Here is a 17,898-nt window from a genome sequence, read left to right as displayed (position 1 = left end):
GTTATGCTAAAAGAATGTTCATTATCAATACTAACCGCGCTCTTGATCAGCGGCTGCTCTGTGCAAAGCAGTGAACCAACACCAAAATTACAGCATGCATTACTAACAGAGCCACAAGGGGAACTGATTGCTCAAGGAATTGCTCGCCTAATGCGCTCAGAGAAGATTGCAGTAGCTAATGATGTGTTTATGAAGCGCAGCTTGATGGTCGTTGATAACGTCACTAAAACCGACGAGCTTGGCAACCCTATTATGGGTAAACAGCTAAACATGCCAGACCGTTTTGAATTACTGATAAAAAACAACCTATGCTTTGTACGTCATCTCGATAGCAAAGCCACCGAGCCGCTACCGGATGTACAATGCAAGGTGAATGATATCTAGGTGCTAGGTGCTAGGAAAATTTTAACGTTTTGAATTAGTAAGAAATAGTTTTAAATTTGCAAAAGCCAAAGTAGATAAACTTAATGAATAGCGAGCTGAAATTAGCTCGCTATTCATAGCTCGTAGCCTATGATTTTATTTGATCTCAACACGCTGAGAGCGCATCACGATTTCGTCGTTAAGTTCAATACCAATACCCGGCTCTTCAGACACTTCAAAGAAACCATTTTTAGGCTGTGGATCTTGCAAGCATAACTCACGGTTCCACTTTTTAATTGCATAAGTGTGATGCTCATGAATTAAGAAATTTGGAATAGCCGTTTCTAAATGTAATGATGCTGCGGTTGCAACGGGGCCGCCACAGACGTGAGCCTGAATACGCACATCAAAAATATCAGCGTAATCACACACTTTTTTAGTTTCAGTAAAACCACCACATAAACCGATATCTGGCTGTAATACATTAATACTTTGATCTTCTAAGTAAGGGCGCACACCCCAACGATTATATAAACGCTCGCCACCGGCAATTGGCACTGATACTTTATCTGCCACTTTGGCATGTAACGAATGATTTAAGTAGTTAACTGGTTCTTCATAAAACATACAGTCAAATTCTTTAGCGATTTCACCGATTTGAATAGCAGAGGTAACACCCGGTAAACTGTGGCATTCAAAAATGATATCCACTTCATCACCAACAGCTTCACGAATTGCCTGCATACGGGCGCGATATAGCTTCATTTCAGCACGTGAAATAATGTTAGTGCGGTCGTAATAAGTATTGCCGTCTTTATCATATTGGATCGGATCAACTTTAACGGCATCGTAGCCTTCAGCCACTGCTTTTAACGCCGCTTCTGCGTATTCTTGTGGATGTACCAGAGCTTTAAACTCAGTGTCCCAATCAAACTGTAATTGCGAAGCATAAGTACGCAGCTTGTCGTTAACTTTACCGCCTAACAACTGATACACAGGTAAACCTAATGCTTTACCCTTAATGTCCCATAAAGCGGTGTCTATCGCGCTCATTGCTGCATAGACTACTGGGCCCCCACCTAAACCCCAAAAGCTTTCACGCAGCATACGCGACCATAACTTTTCGGTTTGAAATGGGTCATGACCAATTAAGAAAGCATCAGCCATTTCTTTGATCATAGCAGCGGCAGCACTGTGTCCTAAATCATAAGCAAGGCCAGCTTCGCCAACCCCGCTAATACCTTCGTCAGTATGAATACGGACAAATACAGGAGTCCAAGCAGGTCTGTCTGGACAGTGGATATCAAAAACTTCAACGCGATTAACTTTCATGACAATTCCTTATTAACCAAGGCTTAGGTTATTTTGCAAAACTAGGATCAAGACGATGGGCCTTACGTAACATCGCAGGCCAAGCTAATTGCCCACCGGTACTTCCGCTGTGCACTACATTCGCTTGATTATAAATATTATCGATTATGGCTTGAGGTACTGGTGTAACAGCTTGGCCACTGGCTTGTAAAGCCAGCTGTATTTCACAAGCACGCTGTAAATCATAAAAACGCATAAATGCATCACCCACCGTTGGCCCCACAGTTAAACCACCATGGTTTACTAACAACATATGATTAGTATTAGCGAGATCATCTTGTAAACGTTTTTTCTCATCGCTATTAACTGCTAAGCCTTCATAGCCGTGATAAGACAATGACGGCAGTGAAAACATTGAATACTGACTAAGTGGCAGCAGACCATTTTGCTGCGTGGCAACGGCAATCGTTTCTTTAGTATGTAAGTGAATAACACAATGAGCGTCATCACGCACTTCGTGAATCGCGCTGTGAATCGTAAAACCAGCAGGGTTGATTGCAAATGGCGTGTCATCCAAAATATTTCCGGCCAAGTCCACTTTGACTAGGTTAGAAGCTGTTACTTCATCAAATGTGAGGCCAAACGCATTCACTAAATAATGGTCAGTCCCCGGCAAACGCGCCGATAAATGTGTGTAAATCAAATCACCCCAACGAAAATGCTCAACCAACCGATAACAGGCGGCTAAATCAACTCGTAACTGCCATTCTTGTGCAGAGACTTTATTTTTTAAATCAAGTTGTGGTAATTCAAACATTATGGGGCCTTATTTAAACGCGTTAAAAACAAAACACGAAATAGATGGATAGAAGTCTAAAGTAGTGTGCGTGGATGATCAATATTTAAAACAAAACAGCCACACCAAATTGGTGTGGCTGTTTTCGGTGAGCCCATTGATAACTCACACTCAGCAAAAATTATTTTACGTTTGCTAAGTAATCGGCAATAGCGACCATTTCTTCTTCAGTAACAGTCGCAACCATCGCTTTCATCGCTGCAGTCATGCCATTATTGCGCGCACCTGATTTAATGTCTTTCATTTGCGCCACTAAGTAGTCTTTATTCTGACCATTTAGTTTAGGATACATTGCCATGATCGGTGCCTTACCTTCAGGGCCATGACATGTTTGGCACATTTTTGCTGTATAAAGCGCAGCACCATCGGCAGCCATGCTGTTAAATGACATACTAGCAACCATAGAGAGGCTTGCACCTAAGAGTAATTTTGTTATCTTGCTCATTGTATTTTCTCTTCTTTTTGACGGTTTATAAAAATTGTTAGCTTAATTGTAGACCATAATAACGGATCTTTGTACATTACATATGTACGTAATTTATACACCAAGTAGATCACCAAACACGCTGTTCAAGTCATCTCTTAGGCTACCATACTAAATCATCTGGTACTTCAAAATCAGCGTATGGGTCATCAGCATCTTTGCCTTTGTCTTCTGGCTCTACATGAAACACGATGTACTTTTCATCAACTTCTGCCACTTTACGGGCTGGCTCATCTTCAAGTACAAAAAACTGCCCTTCCAACACACAAATTGCCAGTCGGCCACCTGATAAGGCTTTTTGCGTTTGTTCATTTACGTCGAGCTCTTTGACTTTATTTTCGTAAGTAAAATTGAAAGTCCGCTCACCACGTATCGAATCTTGATTATGATGTTCTAATATCTGCTTTACGCGGGCAACTTGCTCACGTTGCTTTAACTCACCTTGGCGAGCTTGATTTAATTCTTCTGCTTTTTTCTGCTGTTCTAACTTTGTTTGCTGAATATGCTTTTGCAGATCACTAGGGTTACTGGTCGCCCCTTTTTTTGGTTTTTTTTGTTGCTTACGCTTTTCACTTTTAGCAACTTTAGCTTTATGTGATGTGGTTAATCCTGCTTGTAGCAATTGGTCTTGTAATGAACCCATAGCTTTGTTCCATTAAAAACTGATATTAGCTTTATTTTATACCCAAACCACCCCAAGATGCGAGTTTCAGTTGGAATTAAAAGCGATTTAGGCAAGGCATTGATTGCAAGTAATAGTGGGTCTATTGCTAAAATCAATAACGTAGTATAAATCGCTTTTAAACCAACCCGTTGGGCGTTTCACAGGAACTTACTCTCAGCGTTGTTACTTCTTAAAAGGGACTGCCATTCTTGCAAAGTAAGGCCTTGATATTAAGCCCCTGTGAAACGCTGAATTCTGCATCTTGAGGTGGCTTGGGTATAATCACCAATTAAAACAAATCATAGTGCTGTGACCATTAATCTAGCAAAGTGTTGTGATTGAAAACCTGATTTAGCGCAATAAATACTTATTTCTAGAATAAAAGTAACCACTTAAAGAACGCGTTGAGGTTGAATTTAATATCAATCAGGTTAAGCTGTGGTTTTTGTAGTAGGGCCAATAAAATGCGTTTCGGTCATTTATTAGTTTGCTCGCTGTTTATCTTTTTCGTGCTCTATGCACCGCAGCCATTATTAAGCTTATTTGCAGAGCAATTTTCAGTTAGTCCTGCAACCGCAGGTAGCTTGATGACGGCAACTATGCTCCCTTTGGCGATTGCTCCTTTGGTATACGGCTTATTACTAGCTAAACGTAACCCTTTAACAATTCTTCGCTACGCGATGCTAGTACTAGCTGTTACCTGTGTTGCTTTTGCCTATGCCCCCAGTTTTGAGTTATTACTGTTACTACGATTTTTACAAGGTTTAACCTTGCCTGCCGCACTCACAGCAATGACCACTTACATAGGCAGCACTTATCAAGCTGATAGTTTGCAAAAGAATATGACCTTCTATATTGGCAGTACAATTGCTGGGGGTTACTTTGGCCGAGTGTTAGCGGCTATTTTTGCTGATTTATGGACTTGGCAAAGCTTCTATTTTGTTATTGCCGCAGGTTTAATTAGCTTTGCACTGAGTATTCCACGTAATCAAACAGCCATTGTTAACAGCACTCTTTCCCCATTAAATTATTTAAAACAGCTCGCGAATGCTGCGGTATTAAAATTATATGGTGCGGTGTTTTGTATGTTTTTTTGCTTTGCTGCGTTATTAAATTATTTACCGTTCATTTTACAAGACACTTTTTTAATTACTAATACCCGTGATATTGGCTTAGTTTATAGCGGTTACTTGATTGGCGCCCTCGCCTCTATTGCGACTCCTTGGTTATTAAAAAAGAGTATTTCACCGTGGCATTTATTGTCTGCTATATTTGCTTTTTACAGCACTACACTAGTATTTTTGATGAGCTCACAATTAGTGATTTTTTTACTGGCATTCACTGGTTTTTGCGGCGCGATGTTTATTATTCATTCAACCGCAGCGCCGCTGGTTAATAAAATAAGCAGTGCACCACCGAGTGTCACTAATGGTGCTTATGTGTCGTTTTATTATAGTGGCGGGGCTTTAGGCTCTTTTGTACCTGGCTTGGTATATCAACAACTTGGCCATATCGCATTTATGGCCTCGTTATTATTAGTCTGTATATGCGGATTAATTTTAGTAAGTTCGGCTTATCTAGCGGGTAAAAAAACCACTTTAGGTTGATGCCCTGTGGTGGCAAAAAAAGCGTCTAAATCGGCTTTTTTTAATAACCATGTTTGGGTGTTCTCAAATGGATGACAATGAAATAGATCACCAAACCATATGTCTTGGTCAAGCCATAAAGTGACATCATTTTGCTTATCATTCATCAAAGCAAGCATAGATACACATCCAGGTGCGACTTTTAAAAAGCGTGCTAAGCGCTCATCGGAGGCAAACCCTAAGCGTGACAAGCCTTGATATTTAGCCAGTGATTTTAAGTCTAACTGCTTGTCATGTGCGGTGATCACCAAAAAATGCTTTTTACCTTCGTTATCACGCAAAAATAAGTTTTTTAATCTTGTTCCGGGGCGTTCCACCATTAATTCATCTGCAGCAAGACTACTATGTAATGCAGGGTGTTCGATAACGTCATAATTGATATTTAAATGCGCTAACAGCGCCGCTAATTTACTTTTATCCGCTAACATTTATAAACAACGCCCCATCAAGCGTACACTTAAATCTCGCCACAATACTTCATTTATCTCATATTTATCGTTGCGACAATATTTTTTGTCATGCAGCTCTTGTTTTAATAAGTGCACGGCTTGATCTTCTAATTCTAATTTTAAGCTATTTGATTCTTCAAAATATTCTTGCTCTGCAAAGTTTTTAAATTGCTGGCGTGTCAGTGGTCGATCTAAGTTTAAATTTGCGCGACTATTGGATTTAACCGATACCACATAAGCAAAAATCTTATTACCTTGCTCATCTAATTTAGTGTGTAACTGTTTATTATTAATTTCAAAAGGCGGCTCATCACTTTGGCTAGCACAACCACAGAGTAAAACGAGTAACATCAACGCGTATTTTTTCATTATTAGTATCATTCCTGTTATCCAGTGACCGTTAGTCTACCAAAAATTCATTGTTTGCGTAAAAATTCAAAAAATATATAAATAATACTTGACCAAATTTAGAAATCTCATTAAAGTTCGTCCCGCTTGAAACGGAACCTCAAGTAGGTTACGAAATTCGTAACTTTAGGAATGTGGGGCTATAGCTCAGCTGGGAGAGCGCCTGCCTTGCACGCAGGAGGTCAGCAGTTCGATCCTGCTTAGCTCCACCACTTTCCTACTCTTCAATTTTTATCACTATGGCTCTCATGCCAAATTCAATTTTTAAATCTTTCTCATTTTAATCAAAAAACTGTTTATTTTATGTTAGTTATTTTTTAGCTATCAGTTGTGCGCTGCATGGTATTTACGATCAAAAATGCCGAGCATAAACTCGGCATTTTAATTTGGTTATTCGACTACCAATTATTCGCGAATTTGACCTACACCATTGACGAGGTATTTCTCCGTCGTTAATGATTCTAAGCCCATTGGGCCGTAAGCGTGTAGTTTTGACGTTGCGATACCAATCTCTGCACCTAAACCTAACTGTGAGCCATCAGAGAAGCGTGATGAGGTATTAACCATCACTACTGAGGCATCAACACTGCGCTGGAACAATTCAGCCGCGGCTTGGTTTTTAGTGCAAATAACTTCCGTATGGTTTGAACCAAATTGCGCAATATGCTCAATTGCACCAGCAAAATCTGGTACTACACGAATCGCGATTTCTAAATCTAAATATTCTTCGCCAAATTCCTCTGGCGCAAGCACTGTTGCATCATCAAAATATTGTGCGGCTTGGCTATCTGCATTTATTTTTACACCTTCTTGGCGTAATACAACAGCACATAAATTTAAAAACTCATCGGCAACATCCTGATGAACGACAAGGCCTTCTAATGCATTACATACGCCAGTACGCTGAGTTTTACCGTTCAGTAGCAAGTTAATCGCCACTTCTAAGTCAGCGTCTTTATCTACGTATAAATGACACACACCTTTAAAATGCTGGATCACAGGAATTGTACTGTTATCTGTTACAAAGTTAATTAGCCCTTCGCCGCCGCGTGGAATAATTAAGTCAATGCTGTCACGTTGCTGCATCAATTCCATTAATAATCCGCGGTCTGGATCTGGAATAACGGAGATTAACGCTGCCGGTAAATTATGCTGCTCTAATACTTGATGCATGACACTCGCAATTGCTTGCGAGCTTTTAAGCGCCTCTTTACCACCACGTAAAATAACCCCATTACCTGATTTGAAGCATAACGCTCCAGCATCAGCGGTTACATTTGGACGCGCTTCATAAATCATACATACCACACCAAGTGGTACGCGCATTTTACGAATTTTAATCCCGTTAGGACGTTCAGTAATATCGCGTAATTGACCCACCGGATCATCAAGGCTTACAATCACTTCAATGCCTTCAGCCATCGCTTCAATACGTTCGTCATTGAGCGTTAAACGGTCAATCATAGCGGCTGCTAGATTGTTATCGCGGGCTGCGGCTAAATCACTTTCGTTCTCTTTAATAATAAATGCTTTTTGTTGGCGTAATGCTGCAGCCATATCCAGTAGCACCTGATTTTTGGTCTCGGTATCGAGTAAGGCTAACTGATGTGCCGCTTTTGCTGCCTGACGTGAAATATCTGTAATTAAACTCATGACTTCTCCAATAATGCGATATCTTTCTCTGAAATAACGGGACCAATCGAATCTTGCATCTTGTCGCTAAATTCGCTTTGTTCGTTATCTGCTATAAAATTCAATAAACAACTACTGTAATTTGCAGTTGCTTTGGCTAATCGAGTGCCGTCGCTGCTACGTACCAAAATGGTATCGCCAATTGCAAACTCACCATGCACTGCGACAATTTCATCGCCACGGATACAGCCAGTTTCACCTTCTAAAGACTCATCGTATGAACCTGCGACAACGACTTCACCTTGCTCACTTGCAGTATGAGTCATCCAGTGAACAGCTTCTTGCATCGGTTTTTCGTACGGTAAGAAAATAGTACCTGGGTTCTCACCTTCCAGCAGTTTTGTAAATGTCTGCTCTTTAAAACCATTAATTATATAAGTAGTAATACCATGTGAAGTCGCTTTTTCAGCTGCTTCAATTTTAGTTTTCATACCACCTGTACCAACCGCACTGGTAGCAGATCCTGCCATAGCATAGATTGATTCATCAATTGATTTAATTTCAGGCAGTAATATTGCATCGTCGTGCAAATTAGGGTTTTTATCATAAAGCCCATCCACATCTGAAAAAATCATCAATGCATCAGCATCTGCTGCTGCAGCGACCATTGCCGATAAGTTATCATTATCACCGACTTTTAAATCATCAGTTGTCACCGTATCATTTTCATTCATGATTGGCAGCACACCATGATCCAACAAAGTGAAAACAGTTTCTCTAATACTCTCATAACGCTCACGGTCACGTAAGTCACCATGAGTTAATAAAATCTGCGCCGATGGGAAATCAAAAAAGCGGTCCCACATAGCCATCATTTCGGTTTGCCCTGCTGCTGCCATGGCCTTTTTCATTGCCACAGTGCGCTCTTGTGTCTTCGGAAATAAATGCGCGCCAGCGGCAACTGAGCCTGACGAAACTAAAATAACTTCAATTCCTTGACTACGACAACGAACGATAAACTGAGCGATGGTTAATAAATAGCGTGAGCGACAACCATCTTGATCAGGTGCAATCAATGCGCTACCTACTTTTAATACGATACGTCGCCAATTTAACTTTTGCATAAATGTTCAACTTTCCATTTTAACTGTGACTTACCCTAGTTTGGATAAATCTGAAAACAAACCACCTAGTGTTTACCTAGGTTACGAGTTAACAATTTGCACTTGCTTTTACTCACTTTCTTTAGCCAACACTTTTTAATACTCAGCCGGAAACGCTCACTTAGTTAATTAACAAAGTGCGTTAGATATAGCATAACTTTGGCTCAATCATTAAGACTGAACAGTTATAAAGTAAATAAAAAGTGTTGTTTATGCATCGCTGTAAAAAGCTGTGTGAAGCTTTTTTATTAACAACATACATAGAGCCTCTAAAGTCTGATACACCAACAGATAGGGTGATGACTCAAGGACCGAGATTTGCTCACCACGATGGGTGTCAAATATTGAGTAAGTAACAGTTCAACTCAAACAATATGAATCACAATAAAATGTAATTTATGTTCAAATTAACTAATTACTAAAAATGAGTAAAATTGTACAAACTGCATTCAAAACAATTAACAAATTGATTTTTAAGCATATAAATATAGTAACCTCAATCTAAATTGTTGTAATTTAAAGCAACTTAAAAATAACTATATGTATTCGCTTAGACCTAACAAGTAACTAATTAGATGACTAATTGTTTGAACACTAACTATATTACGCTACTTTTAGCCTAAAGATCAAGACTATATTTTATTCACTCGGCTTACTATTGCAGCTAATAAATTTTAAAGTCATTAAGATTCAGTCAGTTAAATAGAGTTTAATTTGTTTCAAATATTTTAAAACCAATAAATTATCATTTCTTCTACAAATAAGTTCGTAAACAGCTAAAATTCTATTAGGAAAAATTAACATACACGTGTATACCCCTGTATTATAAGTATCGAAAGGTTTACTCCTAACTGTTGTAATAAATAAGGAATACTTCATCTATGTCAGCTATTTATATCGCAGGGATCGCTCTATGTTCGGTTCTCGCCCAATGGATAGCATGGGGTTTTCGTGTCCCAGCTATTTTATTTTTGTTACTTACCGGCCTGTTACTTGGCCCTGCTACGGGTTTACTTGATCCAGATGCACTGCTTGGTGATCTACTCTTTCCTGTGGTCTCACTCAGTGTTGCGGTGATCTTATTTGAAGGTTCTTTAACTCTGCACTTTCGAGAACTCAAAGGTATTGGCAAGGTAGTCCGTAACTTGTGCTCTATTGGCATGATTACAACTTGTATAGTAATAAGCCTCAGTGCCTATTGGATTTTAGAACTCAACTGGCGTGTAGCAGCGGTGCTCGGTGCAGTATTGGTTGTGACTGGCCCAACAGTTATTGCACCGCTATTAAACTCAATGCGACCAACCCAAGATATTGACCGCATACTACGCTGGGAGGGCATTGTTATTGACCCAATTGGTGCTTTATTTGCGGTTTTAGTATTTGAAGCGGTAATGCTAGTTGGTCAAGGTGAAGTGTTTATTCATACCGTAATCGCCTTGTTTAAAACCTTAGGAGTCGGTTTATCTATTGGCGTGGTCGCAGGTTGGCTTACAACGTTACTGATCCGCCGCGAATGGCTACCATTTGAATTACATAAATTCGGCATCTTAGCTTTGGTACTTATTAGCTTTACAGTCTCAAATCATTTGAGCCATGAGTCAGGTCTACTAGCGGTTACTGTATTTGGTATTTGGTTAGCGAACCAAGACGATTTAGAAATTGATTCTGTTTTAGAGTTTAAAGAAGATCTGTCTATGATCTTAATTTCAACCTTATTCATTTTGCTTGCTGCGCGTTTAGAATTAGCTGATTTAATGATGCTTGATGCCGATGTGTTTATCTTTTTGGCTATCGTATTATTTATCGCTCGCCCATTGTGTATTGCGATCTCCACTTTCGGCACTGAGCTACCAATTAAATCACGCTTAGTACTCGCGTGGATTGCTCCGCGCGGTATTGTCGCAGCAGCGGTAGGCTCTGTTTTTGCTATTAGTATGATGGAAGCTGGTGTTGCTGACGCCGAGAAAATGGTGCCACTGATTTTTACCGTTATCATTATCACAGTAGTTCTGCAAAGCTTAACTGCGATCCCGATTGCGAAGCTATTAGGGGTTCGTCAGCCTTCACCTAATACTATTTTGATCATTGGTGCAAACCATGTCGCTCGTGCCATTGCTTGTGGGCTAAAAGAGCAAAATATTCAAGTACACTTATCAGATCCAGCTTGGGAAAACTGCCGCATGGCACGTATGGATGGGCTGCCTTGTTATTATGGTAACCCGCAATCAGAACATGCTGAACGTTACTTACCCCTGACAACTCTACGCAGCGTAATGGCGCTTTCGCCAAACCGCCATCATAATGCGCTAGGCGTGCAGTATTTTTCACATTTATTGAATGAAAAGAACGTCTTTTCATTGCGTTCTTCGACCTCTCACGCCAAAGCAAACAAAGACAGCGCGACGTTTCTATCTCGGCAAATTTTGTTTGGTGACAGCGGCTCTTATGCACGTTTAAGTAGCTTAATTGCCAAAGGCGGCAAGGTCAGTGTAACGCGAATTTCTGAAGAGTTTAACTGGGGCAAATACCAAGAGATGAACAGCGATGCAATTCCGTTATTCATCCTCAATGGTGACAAAGATAGTGATGATGATAGCCCTATTAAACTGCGTCCGTTTACTATTAATATGGAAAAACCGCCGCAAGAAGGTGAACGTGTCGTCGCGATGCTGCCACCAAAAATGTCGGTATTGAAAGATCCTAATAATGGTAAAAACAAAGAACCGAAAGAAATAAAATAGTAAAACGAAAAGGGCTAGGTATCGCACCTAGCCCTTTTACTTTCAACTCGCTAGTTTTCTAACTCGCTAACTAATCTACTCAAACCTACAATGGCAATCGTGCACGCGCTACTACACTATCGGGCATTTTTTGCGCCAATTGGGCTAGCGAGCGTTCAATCTTTTTATGGGTTGCTTTATCTGCAACCATACTATGAAATAACCAACGATATGCGTCTTCGTAATCACGTGGACTGCCATAGCCTTGATTAAATAAACTAACTAACCGCAATTGTGCTTTTAAATTACCTTGTGATGAAGCTTCACGTAGGTAAGTCACAGCAAGCGCTTTATCCTTTTGCACCAATCGACCCGTGTCATAGTATCGCCCGAGTTGCTCTAATGCCGCCGCTAAGCCTTGCTGTGCTGCTTGACGCATATAATACACACCAAGCTCTACATTACGATCAACACACACCGCATACGCCAGCATATCGCCATATAAAAATTGATAAGAAGGCAGTGCCATTTTATTGGCTCGTGCTTCGATATCTTGTACTAACTGGCAGTCATCTGCCTTTACTCGCGCAAGATGTGTATTACTATTGATCAAAGCAAGCAGCTCAGTTTCTGTATATAGTGGCACGGCAGCTATGGTCTCTTCAGACTTGGCGTGGCTTGCCAGCAAAAACGATAACGGCACTAATGATAAACAAGTTAACAAACGCATTTAGGTCACTTTAAATTAAAAACCATCTTGCTAAAGTTTATACAAAGATCGTTCCAGAATGAAATTTATAAATAGCTTATTTATTATAAACACTATCCCCAGACACAAAAAAAGCTGCACAAGGCAGCTTTTTTAGTACTATCAGTAATTATGCAAACGGACTGCGTAATACTATAGTTTCTACACGGTCAGGACCTGTAGAAATAATATCAACAGGTACACCGGTGATTTCTTCAATGCGTTTGATGTAATCAAGTGCCGCTTTTGGTAGCTGCTCAACAGTAGTAGCACCCACTGTATTTTCAGTCCAACCAGGCATCTCTTCATATACTGGCGTTACTTTATCATAACCTTCAGCAGCAAGTGGCGTCACATTAGTGATAGTGCCATCTTCTAACTGATAACCAGTACAGATTTTTAGTGTTTCTAGACCATCTAACACGTCTAGTTTAGTTAAACAAAAACCTGAGATAGAGTTAATTTGTACTGCACGGCGCATTGCCACAGCATCTAACCAACCAGTACGACGTAGGCGACCTGTTGTAGCACCAAACTCATGGCCAACAGTACCTAAGTGCTTACCTACTGGGTCTTGTTTTTCAAGGCCATCGTAAAGCTCTGTAGGGAAAGGACCAGAACCAACACGCGTAGTGTAAGCTTTGATAATACCAAGTACGTAATCAAGGTTTAATGGACCAAAACCTGCACCTGTAGCAACGCCACCGGCAGTGGTATTTGAAGACGTTACATATGGATAAGTACCGTGATCGATATCAAGTAATGTACCTTGCGCGCCTTCAAACAAGATGTTGTCGCCCGCTAAACGCGTTTGATCAAGTAACTCAGTTACATCAACAACCATTGCTTTAAGGATATCTGCAACAGCCATTGCATCATCAAACGTCTGTTGGAAATCTACCGCATCTACTTTGTAATAATTTACTAAAGTGAAGTTATGGTATTCCAATACTTCTTTAAGCTTCGCAGCGAATAATTCAGGGTTGAATAAATCACCGATACGCAAACCACGACGGGCTACTTTATCTTCATAAGCAGGACCTATGCCGCGACCTGTTGTACCAATCGCTTTATTACCACGTGCTTTTTCACGAGCTACATCTAATGCGATGTGGAAAGGCAAAATAAGCGGACATGCTTCACTGATCAATAAACGTTCACGTACTGGTACGCCACGTTCTTCAAGCATGCCAATCTCTTTCATTAGCGCTTCTGGTGAAACAACAACACCATTACCAATCACACACTTAACATTGTCACGTAATACACCCGATGGAATAAGGTGTAAAACTGTCTTTTCACCTTCGATTACCAGTGTATGACCAGCGTTATGGCCACCTTGGTAACGAACTACTAAAGATGCTTTGTCTGTAAGGAGGTCAACTACCTTACCCTTACCTTCGTCACCCCATTGGGTGCCTAATACAACAACGTTTTTACCCATTGTAAATTCACTTAGAAAAAATTAGGACGAGATTTTACCAGATAATGAGGGGAAAGATCACCCCCGTTTAGGTTATTTTTTCTGCGCAGTCGTACCACGACCTTTGCAATAAAAATTAACTGGTTGAATAACATTAAGTTACTCATGAAAATTCATCTTACTAAAAGAAAAACCCTGCATACACAGGGTTTGGATTTGTGCTAGATTTAGAAAAAGATTACTGCGCTGCAGCACCTTTCATATATCTAAAGAAGTCACTGTCTGGTGATAATACCATTACGTCTTGCTTATCTTTAAAGGTCTTTTTATAGGCCTCTAATGAACGTACAAAACCAAAGAATTCAGCATCTTTATTGTACGCATTGGCATAAATAGCCGCAGCTTTTGCATCGCCTTCACCGCGAACGGTACGGGCATTACGCTCAGCATCAGCCAGCATTACTGTGACACGACGGTCAATGTCAGCGCGAATCGTTTCGGCTTTTTCTTGACCTTCAGAGCGATGCTCTTTAGCAACAGCAGTACGCTCTGCACGCATACGTTGGTAAATCGAATTACTCACTTCTGACGGTAAATTGATTTGCTTAACACGTACATCAAGTACTTCAATACCAAGCTCTTGAGCACTTTCAGAAGCTTGAACTAATGCTTCTTCCATTAACTCGCTACGCTCACCGGAAACAATCTCACGGATAGTACGTGAACCAAAGTTAGTACGTAGACCATTATTTACTTTTTGCTTAAGTAGTGCTTCAGCGTATTGCTTATCACCACGGGCACGTAAGTAAAAAGCACTAAAATCACTAACACGCCATTTAACGTAAGAATCAACTATTAAGTCTTTTTTCTCGCTAGTAACAAAACGATCTGGCGTACCATCTAAAGTTTGAATACGCGCATCAATACGGCGTACTTGGCTAAAGAAAGGCACTTTGAATTGTAAGCCAGGACCATAAACAATTGCTTTATCATCACTGTCTTTTTGCACTTTACTGAATAGCATAACAATTGCTTTTTGCCCTTCAGGTACTACGAACACTGACGAAAAAGACAACACAACGGCCGCTAATAATATAACTAAACTAAAGTTTTTCATTGCGCTTATCTCCCGTCGTTAAAGCGATCAGCACCAAAGCGGTCTGAACTTGAGTTCACAGTGCTATTGCGCGATGTATTAACTTTATTGCGTAAGTCGTTAATATCACTTGAGCTAGGTAATGCAACACGGGTTGCGTTCCCTTGCTTATCCATGATTTTATCAAGCGGTAAATACATCATATTATTGCCGCCCTTAACATCAACTAGCACTTTTGAACTGTTACCTAGCACTTCTTCCATGGCATCAATATATAAACGCTCACGGGTTACACGCTTAGCAGCCTGATATTCAGGTAATAGCTTTTCAAAACGCGCGACTTCACCTTGTGCTTCTAAAATAATGCGCTCGCCGTAACCTTCAGCTTCTTGCGTCATACGAGTAACTTGACCACGAGCACGTGGTTCAATTTCACGCGCGTATGCTTCAGCTTCACGAATAAAACGTTGTTCATCTTCTTGTGCGGCAATGGCATCATCAAACGCGTCTTTAACTTCAGCCGGTGGGCGTGAGTCTTTAAAGTTAACGTCAGTTACGATCAAACCTAAGTTATACGGTTCGACGATTTTATTCAGTTCATCCCAGGTATTTTGACGCACAACCTCACGGCCATTCGTTAATACTTGGTCCATTTTTGAATGACCAACAACATAACGCAGTGCACTCTCTAGCGCTTCTTCTAAGCTAGAATCAGCATTAGTTACACTAAATTTGTATAGGAAAGGATCAATAACACGGTATTGCACCTGAAACTCAACGCTTACCACGTTTTCATCTTCAGTGAGCATAAAACCAGACGTCGATAATGAGCGAACGGCTTCAATATCAACCGGAATTACCGTTTCAATAAACGTCATTTTCCAACGCAGACCTGGATCTGCAATGCGGTCAAATTGACCAAAATGTAAAACGATGCCGCGCTCTGCTTCTTTCACGGTATAAATACCGCTCAATGCCCATACAATTGCAGCAATGATCAGTACAAATGAAAGACCAGCTCCACCAAGTCCGCCGCCGCCATTGCCGGATTTTTTACCGCCAAATAAGCCACCAAACTTGCTGCTGAATTTACGAAACACCTCGTCTAAGTCAGGTGGGCCTTGATCACGTCCGCCTTTTTTGTTCCACGGATCTTTGTCATTGCCATTATTACCCGGTTCATTCCAGGCCATAGCTATACTCCATTGTTATCTAAATAATTTAGGTAATTACGTTAAATCTAACAAAAATACCGCAGTTCTCATACTAAAAATGACATTGTGCGGTAGTTTTTTCGAATTACGAAATAAAAGCGTCGATTTCAGGACCAAACTCTTTTCTTAAACGATTCCATTCTACCATAGGCAGTCGAGTAGCAAGTAACCAATGACCCTGTTCATCAAAGTCTTCTTGATGCACGGCATTTAAATTGAACAACGCAGCACGTAAACGACCATATTGCGGAGCTAATTTAAGCGTATGAACAAACATTTTCTTTGCTAACAGCTCGCTGATAGCTTCAGACAATAGTTCACACCCTGCGCCACTGTGTGCCGACAACCATACTCTAATAGGCATGCCTTCATCGTCACGGTCAATACGTGGTTCAATATCTTCAAGCGCATCAATTTTGTTGTAAACCAACAATTGCGGCACTTCATCAGCTTCTATTTCTTTAAGAACCGATTGTACCTGTTCAATATTCTCTTTACGACGATGATCCGCAACATCGACCACATGAAGTTGTAAATCAGCTTCACGAGTTTCGGTTAGCGTCGCTTTAAATGCGGCAACTAAGTCATGGGGTAAATGACGAATAAAGCCAACGGTATCGGCTAAAATTATCGAACCAACATCTTCTATTTCGAGTTTGCGTAAGGTTGGATCAAGCGTCGCGAACAGTTGGTCAGCAGCATACACATTAGAGTTAGTAATGCGATTAAATAGCGTCGACTTACCCGCATTGGTATACCCTACCAACGACACCGTAGGAATTTCATTGCGGTTACGAGCACGTCTACCTTGCTCACGCTGCACTGCCACTTTCTCTAAACGCGCGCGAATACTTTGAATACGAACTCGCAATAAACGTCGATCTGTTTCTAGCTGAGTTTCACCAGGCCCGCGCAAACCGATCCCGCCTTTTTGGCGTTCAAGATGCGTCCAGCCTCGGATCAAACGCGTCGACATATGACGCAATTGTGCTAGCTCAACCTGCAACTTACCTTCATGGGTACGTGCACGTTGCGCAAAAATATCAAGAATAAGCGTCGTTCTATCAAGCACACGACATTGGCAAACGCGTTCTAAATTGCGTTCCTGTGACGGTCTGAGTTGATGATTAAAAATGACGACATCTGCGTTGTGGATTTTGACAATCTCAGCGATTTCTTCAGCCTTTCCGGTACCGACGAATAGTTTCGGATGTGGTGCTTGACGGCTGCCTTGCACAACCGCCAAACTGCTAACACCAGCAGAAGATACCAACATTTCCAATTCATGAAGATCTTCACGATCCCCTTCTTTTGGAAAGTCGATATGAACTAAGACTGCCTGTTCGCCGGCTTCATAACGGTCAAACAAACATTATGCTCCTAATTTAAAAATTTCCAGCTTCAGGCTCTTCACCGTCTTCGCTTCCTTGAATACCTTGGAAGTTAACAGCACGAGCAGGAACTACGGTAGAAATCGCATGTTTATACACCATTTGATTCACGGTGTTTTCTAGTAAAATAACAAATTGATCAAATGACTGGATCTTACCTTGTAGTTTGATGCCATTAACCAAAAAGATTGATACTGGAATACGCTCACGACGTAGCGCATTCAAAAATGGGTCTTGTAACGATTGGCCTTTTGCCATGTTATTTTCCTTCGTTCTAGGTGTTATTATAATTAAGTGGCTGAACTCATTTAACAAAGCTAAAAAATTTCA

17 protein-coding genes and 1 tRNA gene are annotated in these 17,898 nt (G+C 40.7%); 4 read left to right on the top strand and 14 right to left on the bottom strand.

Annotation, left to right across the window (positions count from 1 at the left end):
- The first annotated feature begins 3 nt into the window (after positions 1-3).
- Entirely contained in the window at positions 4-384 is a 381-nt protein-coding gene (locus H5187_RS15915) for a hypothetical protein (protein WP_149980504.1), read from the top strand.
- A 135-nt stretch (positions 385-519) separates the two neighbouring features.
- Here H5187_RS15915 and H5187_RS15910 read toward each other — a convergent pair whose 3' ends face one another.
- The 4 genes from H5187_RS15910 to H5187_RS15895 form a co-directional block, all read right to left on the bottom strand.
- Positions 520-1,695: a mandelate racemase/muconate lactonizing enzyme family protein gene (locus tag H5187_RS15910; RefSeq protein ID WP_064668182.1), complete on the bottom strand. Its 1,176-nt coding sequence runs from the start codon at positions 1,693-1,695 to the stop codon at positions 520-522.
- Between the two features lie 28 nt (positions 1,696-1,723).
- Entirely contained in the window at positions 1,724-2,491 is a 768-nt protein-coding gene (locus H5187_RS15905; protein WP_182735552.1) for a class II aldolase/adducin family protein, read from the bottom strand.
- 160 nt (positions 2,492-2,651) lie between these two features.
- On the bottom strand, positions 2,652-2,975 hold the full coding sequence (locus H5187_RS15900) for a c-type cytochrome (protein ID WP_145238134.1): 324 nt from the start codon (positions 2,973-2,975) through the stop codon (positions 2,652-2,654).
- 142 nt (positions 2,976-3,117) lie between these two features.
- Positions 3,118-3,657 carry a DUF2058 domain-containing protein gene (locus tag H5187_RS15895; protein ID WP_149980503.1) on the bottom strand — a complete coding sequence of 180 codons (540 nt, stop codon included), beginning with the start codon at positions 3,655-3,657 and terminating at the stop codon, positions 3,118-3,120.
- A 485-nt stretch (positions 3,658-4,142) separates the two neighbouring features.
- Between H5187_RS15895 and H5187_RS15890 the strand changes: the two genes are divergently transcribed.
- Entirely contained in the window at positions 4,143-5,285 is a 1,143-nt protein-coding gene (locus H5187_RS15890) for an MFS transporter (protein WP_145238127.1), read from the top strand.
- On the opposite strand, the gene H5187_RS15885 is transcribed toward H5187_RS15890, so the two are convergent.
- Together H5187_RS15885 and H5187_RS15880 are read right to left on the bottom strand one after the other, a co-directional pair.
- Entirely contained in the window at positions 5,252-5,752 is a 501-nt protein-coding gene (locus tag H5187_RS15885; RefSeq protein ID WP_145238125.1) for a prolyl-tRNA synthetase associated domain-containing protein, read from the bottom strand. The genes H5187_RS15890 and H5187_RS15885 overlap by 34 nt on opposite strands.
- On the bottom strand, positions 5,753-6,142 hold the full coding sequence (locus H5187_RS15880) for a hypothetical protein (protein ID WP_182798025.1): 390 nt from the start codon (positions 6,140-6,142) through the stop codon (positions 5,753-5,755). It abuts the gene before it with no gap.
- A 175-nt stretch (positions 6,143-6,317) separates the two neighbouring features.
- On the opposite strand from H5187_RS15880, the gene H5187_RS15875 reads away from it, so the two are divergent.
- Positions 6,318-6,393 (top strand) — tRNA-Ala (locus tag H5187_RS15875).
- Between the two features lie 193 nt (positions 6,394-6,586).
- Here the strand turns inward: H5187_RS15875 and H5187_RS15870 are convergent.
- Both H5187_RS15870 and proB read right to left on the bottom strand, forming a co-directional pair.
- Positions 6,587-7,834: a glutamate-5-semialdehyde dehydrogenase gene (locus H5187_RS15870; protein ID WP_145238119.1), complete on the bottom strand. Its 1,248-nt coding sequence runs from the start codon at positions 7,832-7,834 to the stop codon at positions 6,587-6,589.
- Entirely contained in the window at positions 7,831-8,937 is a 1,107-nt protein-coding gene (proB, locus tag H5187_RS15865; RefSeq protein WP_145238116.1) for a glutamate 5-kinase, read from the bottom strand. Before proB ends, H5187_RS15870 begins: the two co-directional genes overlap by 4 nt.
- Before the next feature lie 920 nt (positions 8,938-9,857).
- Between proB and H5187_RS15860 the strand changes: the two genes are divergently transcribed.
- Entirely contained in the window at positions 9,858-11,717 is a 1,860-nt protein-coding gene (locus H5187_RS15860) for a sodium:proton antiporter (protein ID WP_182798024.1), read from the top strand.
- Positions 11,718-11,802: 85 nt separating this feature from the next.
- On the opposite strand, the gene H5187_RS15855 is transcribed toward H5187_RS15860, so the two are convergent.
- The 6 genes from H5187_RS15855 to hfq form a co-directional block, all read right to left on the bottom strand.
- Positions 11,803-12,426 carry a tetratricopeptide repeat protein gene (locus H5187_RS15855; RefSeq protein WP_182718930.1) on the bottom strand — a complete coding sequence of 208 codons (624 nt, stop codon included), beginning with the start codon at positions 12,424-12,426 and terminating at the stop codon, positions 11,803-11,805.
- 148 nt (positions 12,427-12,574) lie between these two features.
- Entirely contained in the window at positions 12,575-13,888 is a 1,314-nt protein-coding gene (locus tag H5187_RS15850; RefSeq protein WP_182718929.1) for an adenylosuccinate synthase, read from the bottom strand.
- Between the two features lie 217 nt (positions 13,889-14,105).
- Positions 14,106-14,984, bottom strand: coding sequence for a protease modulator HflC (gene hflC, locus H5187_RS15845; RefSeq protein ID WP_149980500.1), 879 nt, complete (start codon positions 14,982-14,984; stop codon positions 14,106-14,108).
- A gap of 5 nt (positions 14,985-14,989) precedes the next feature.
- Positions 14,990-16,156: an FtsH protease activity modulator HflK gene (hflK, locus tag H5187_RS15840; RefSeq protein WP_149980499.1), complete on the bottom strand. Its 1,167-nt coding sequence runs from the start codon at positions 16,154-16,156 to the stop codon at positions 14,990-14,992.
- A gap of 106 nt (positions 16,157-16,262) precedes the next feature.
- Complete coding sequence (hflX, locus tag H5187_RS15835; protein WP_149980498.1) at positions 16,263-17,546, bottom strand: ribosome rescue GTPase HflX; 1,284 nt, start codon at positions 17,544-17,546, stop codon at positions 16,263-16,265.
- A gap of 16 nt (positions 17,547-17,562) precedes the next feature.
- Positions 17,563-17,826 carry an RNA chaperone Hfq gene (hfq, locus tag H5187_RS15830; protein WP_064668197.1) on the bottom strand — a complete coding sequence of 88 codons (264 nt, stop codon included), beginning with the start codon at positions 17,824-17,826 and terminating at the stop codon, positions 17,563-17,565.
- Between the last annotated feature and the right edge of the window lie 72 nt (positions 17,827-17,898).

This window comes from Pseudoalteromonas sp. SG44-1 (assembly GCF_014164315.1).
Lineage (GTDB): Bacteria > Pseudomonadota > Gammaproteobacteria > Enterobacterales > Alteromonadaceae > Pseudoalteromonas > Pseudoalteromonas rhizosphaerae.
Note: the sequence above shows the minus strand (reverse complement) of the source record. Positions and strands in the feature narration are given on the sequence as shown.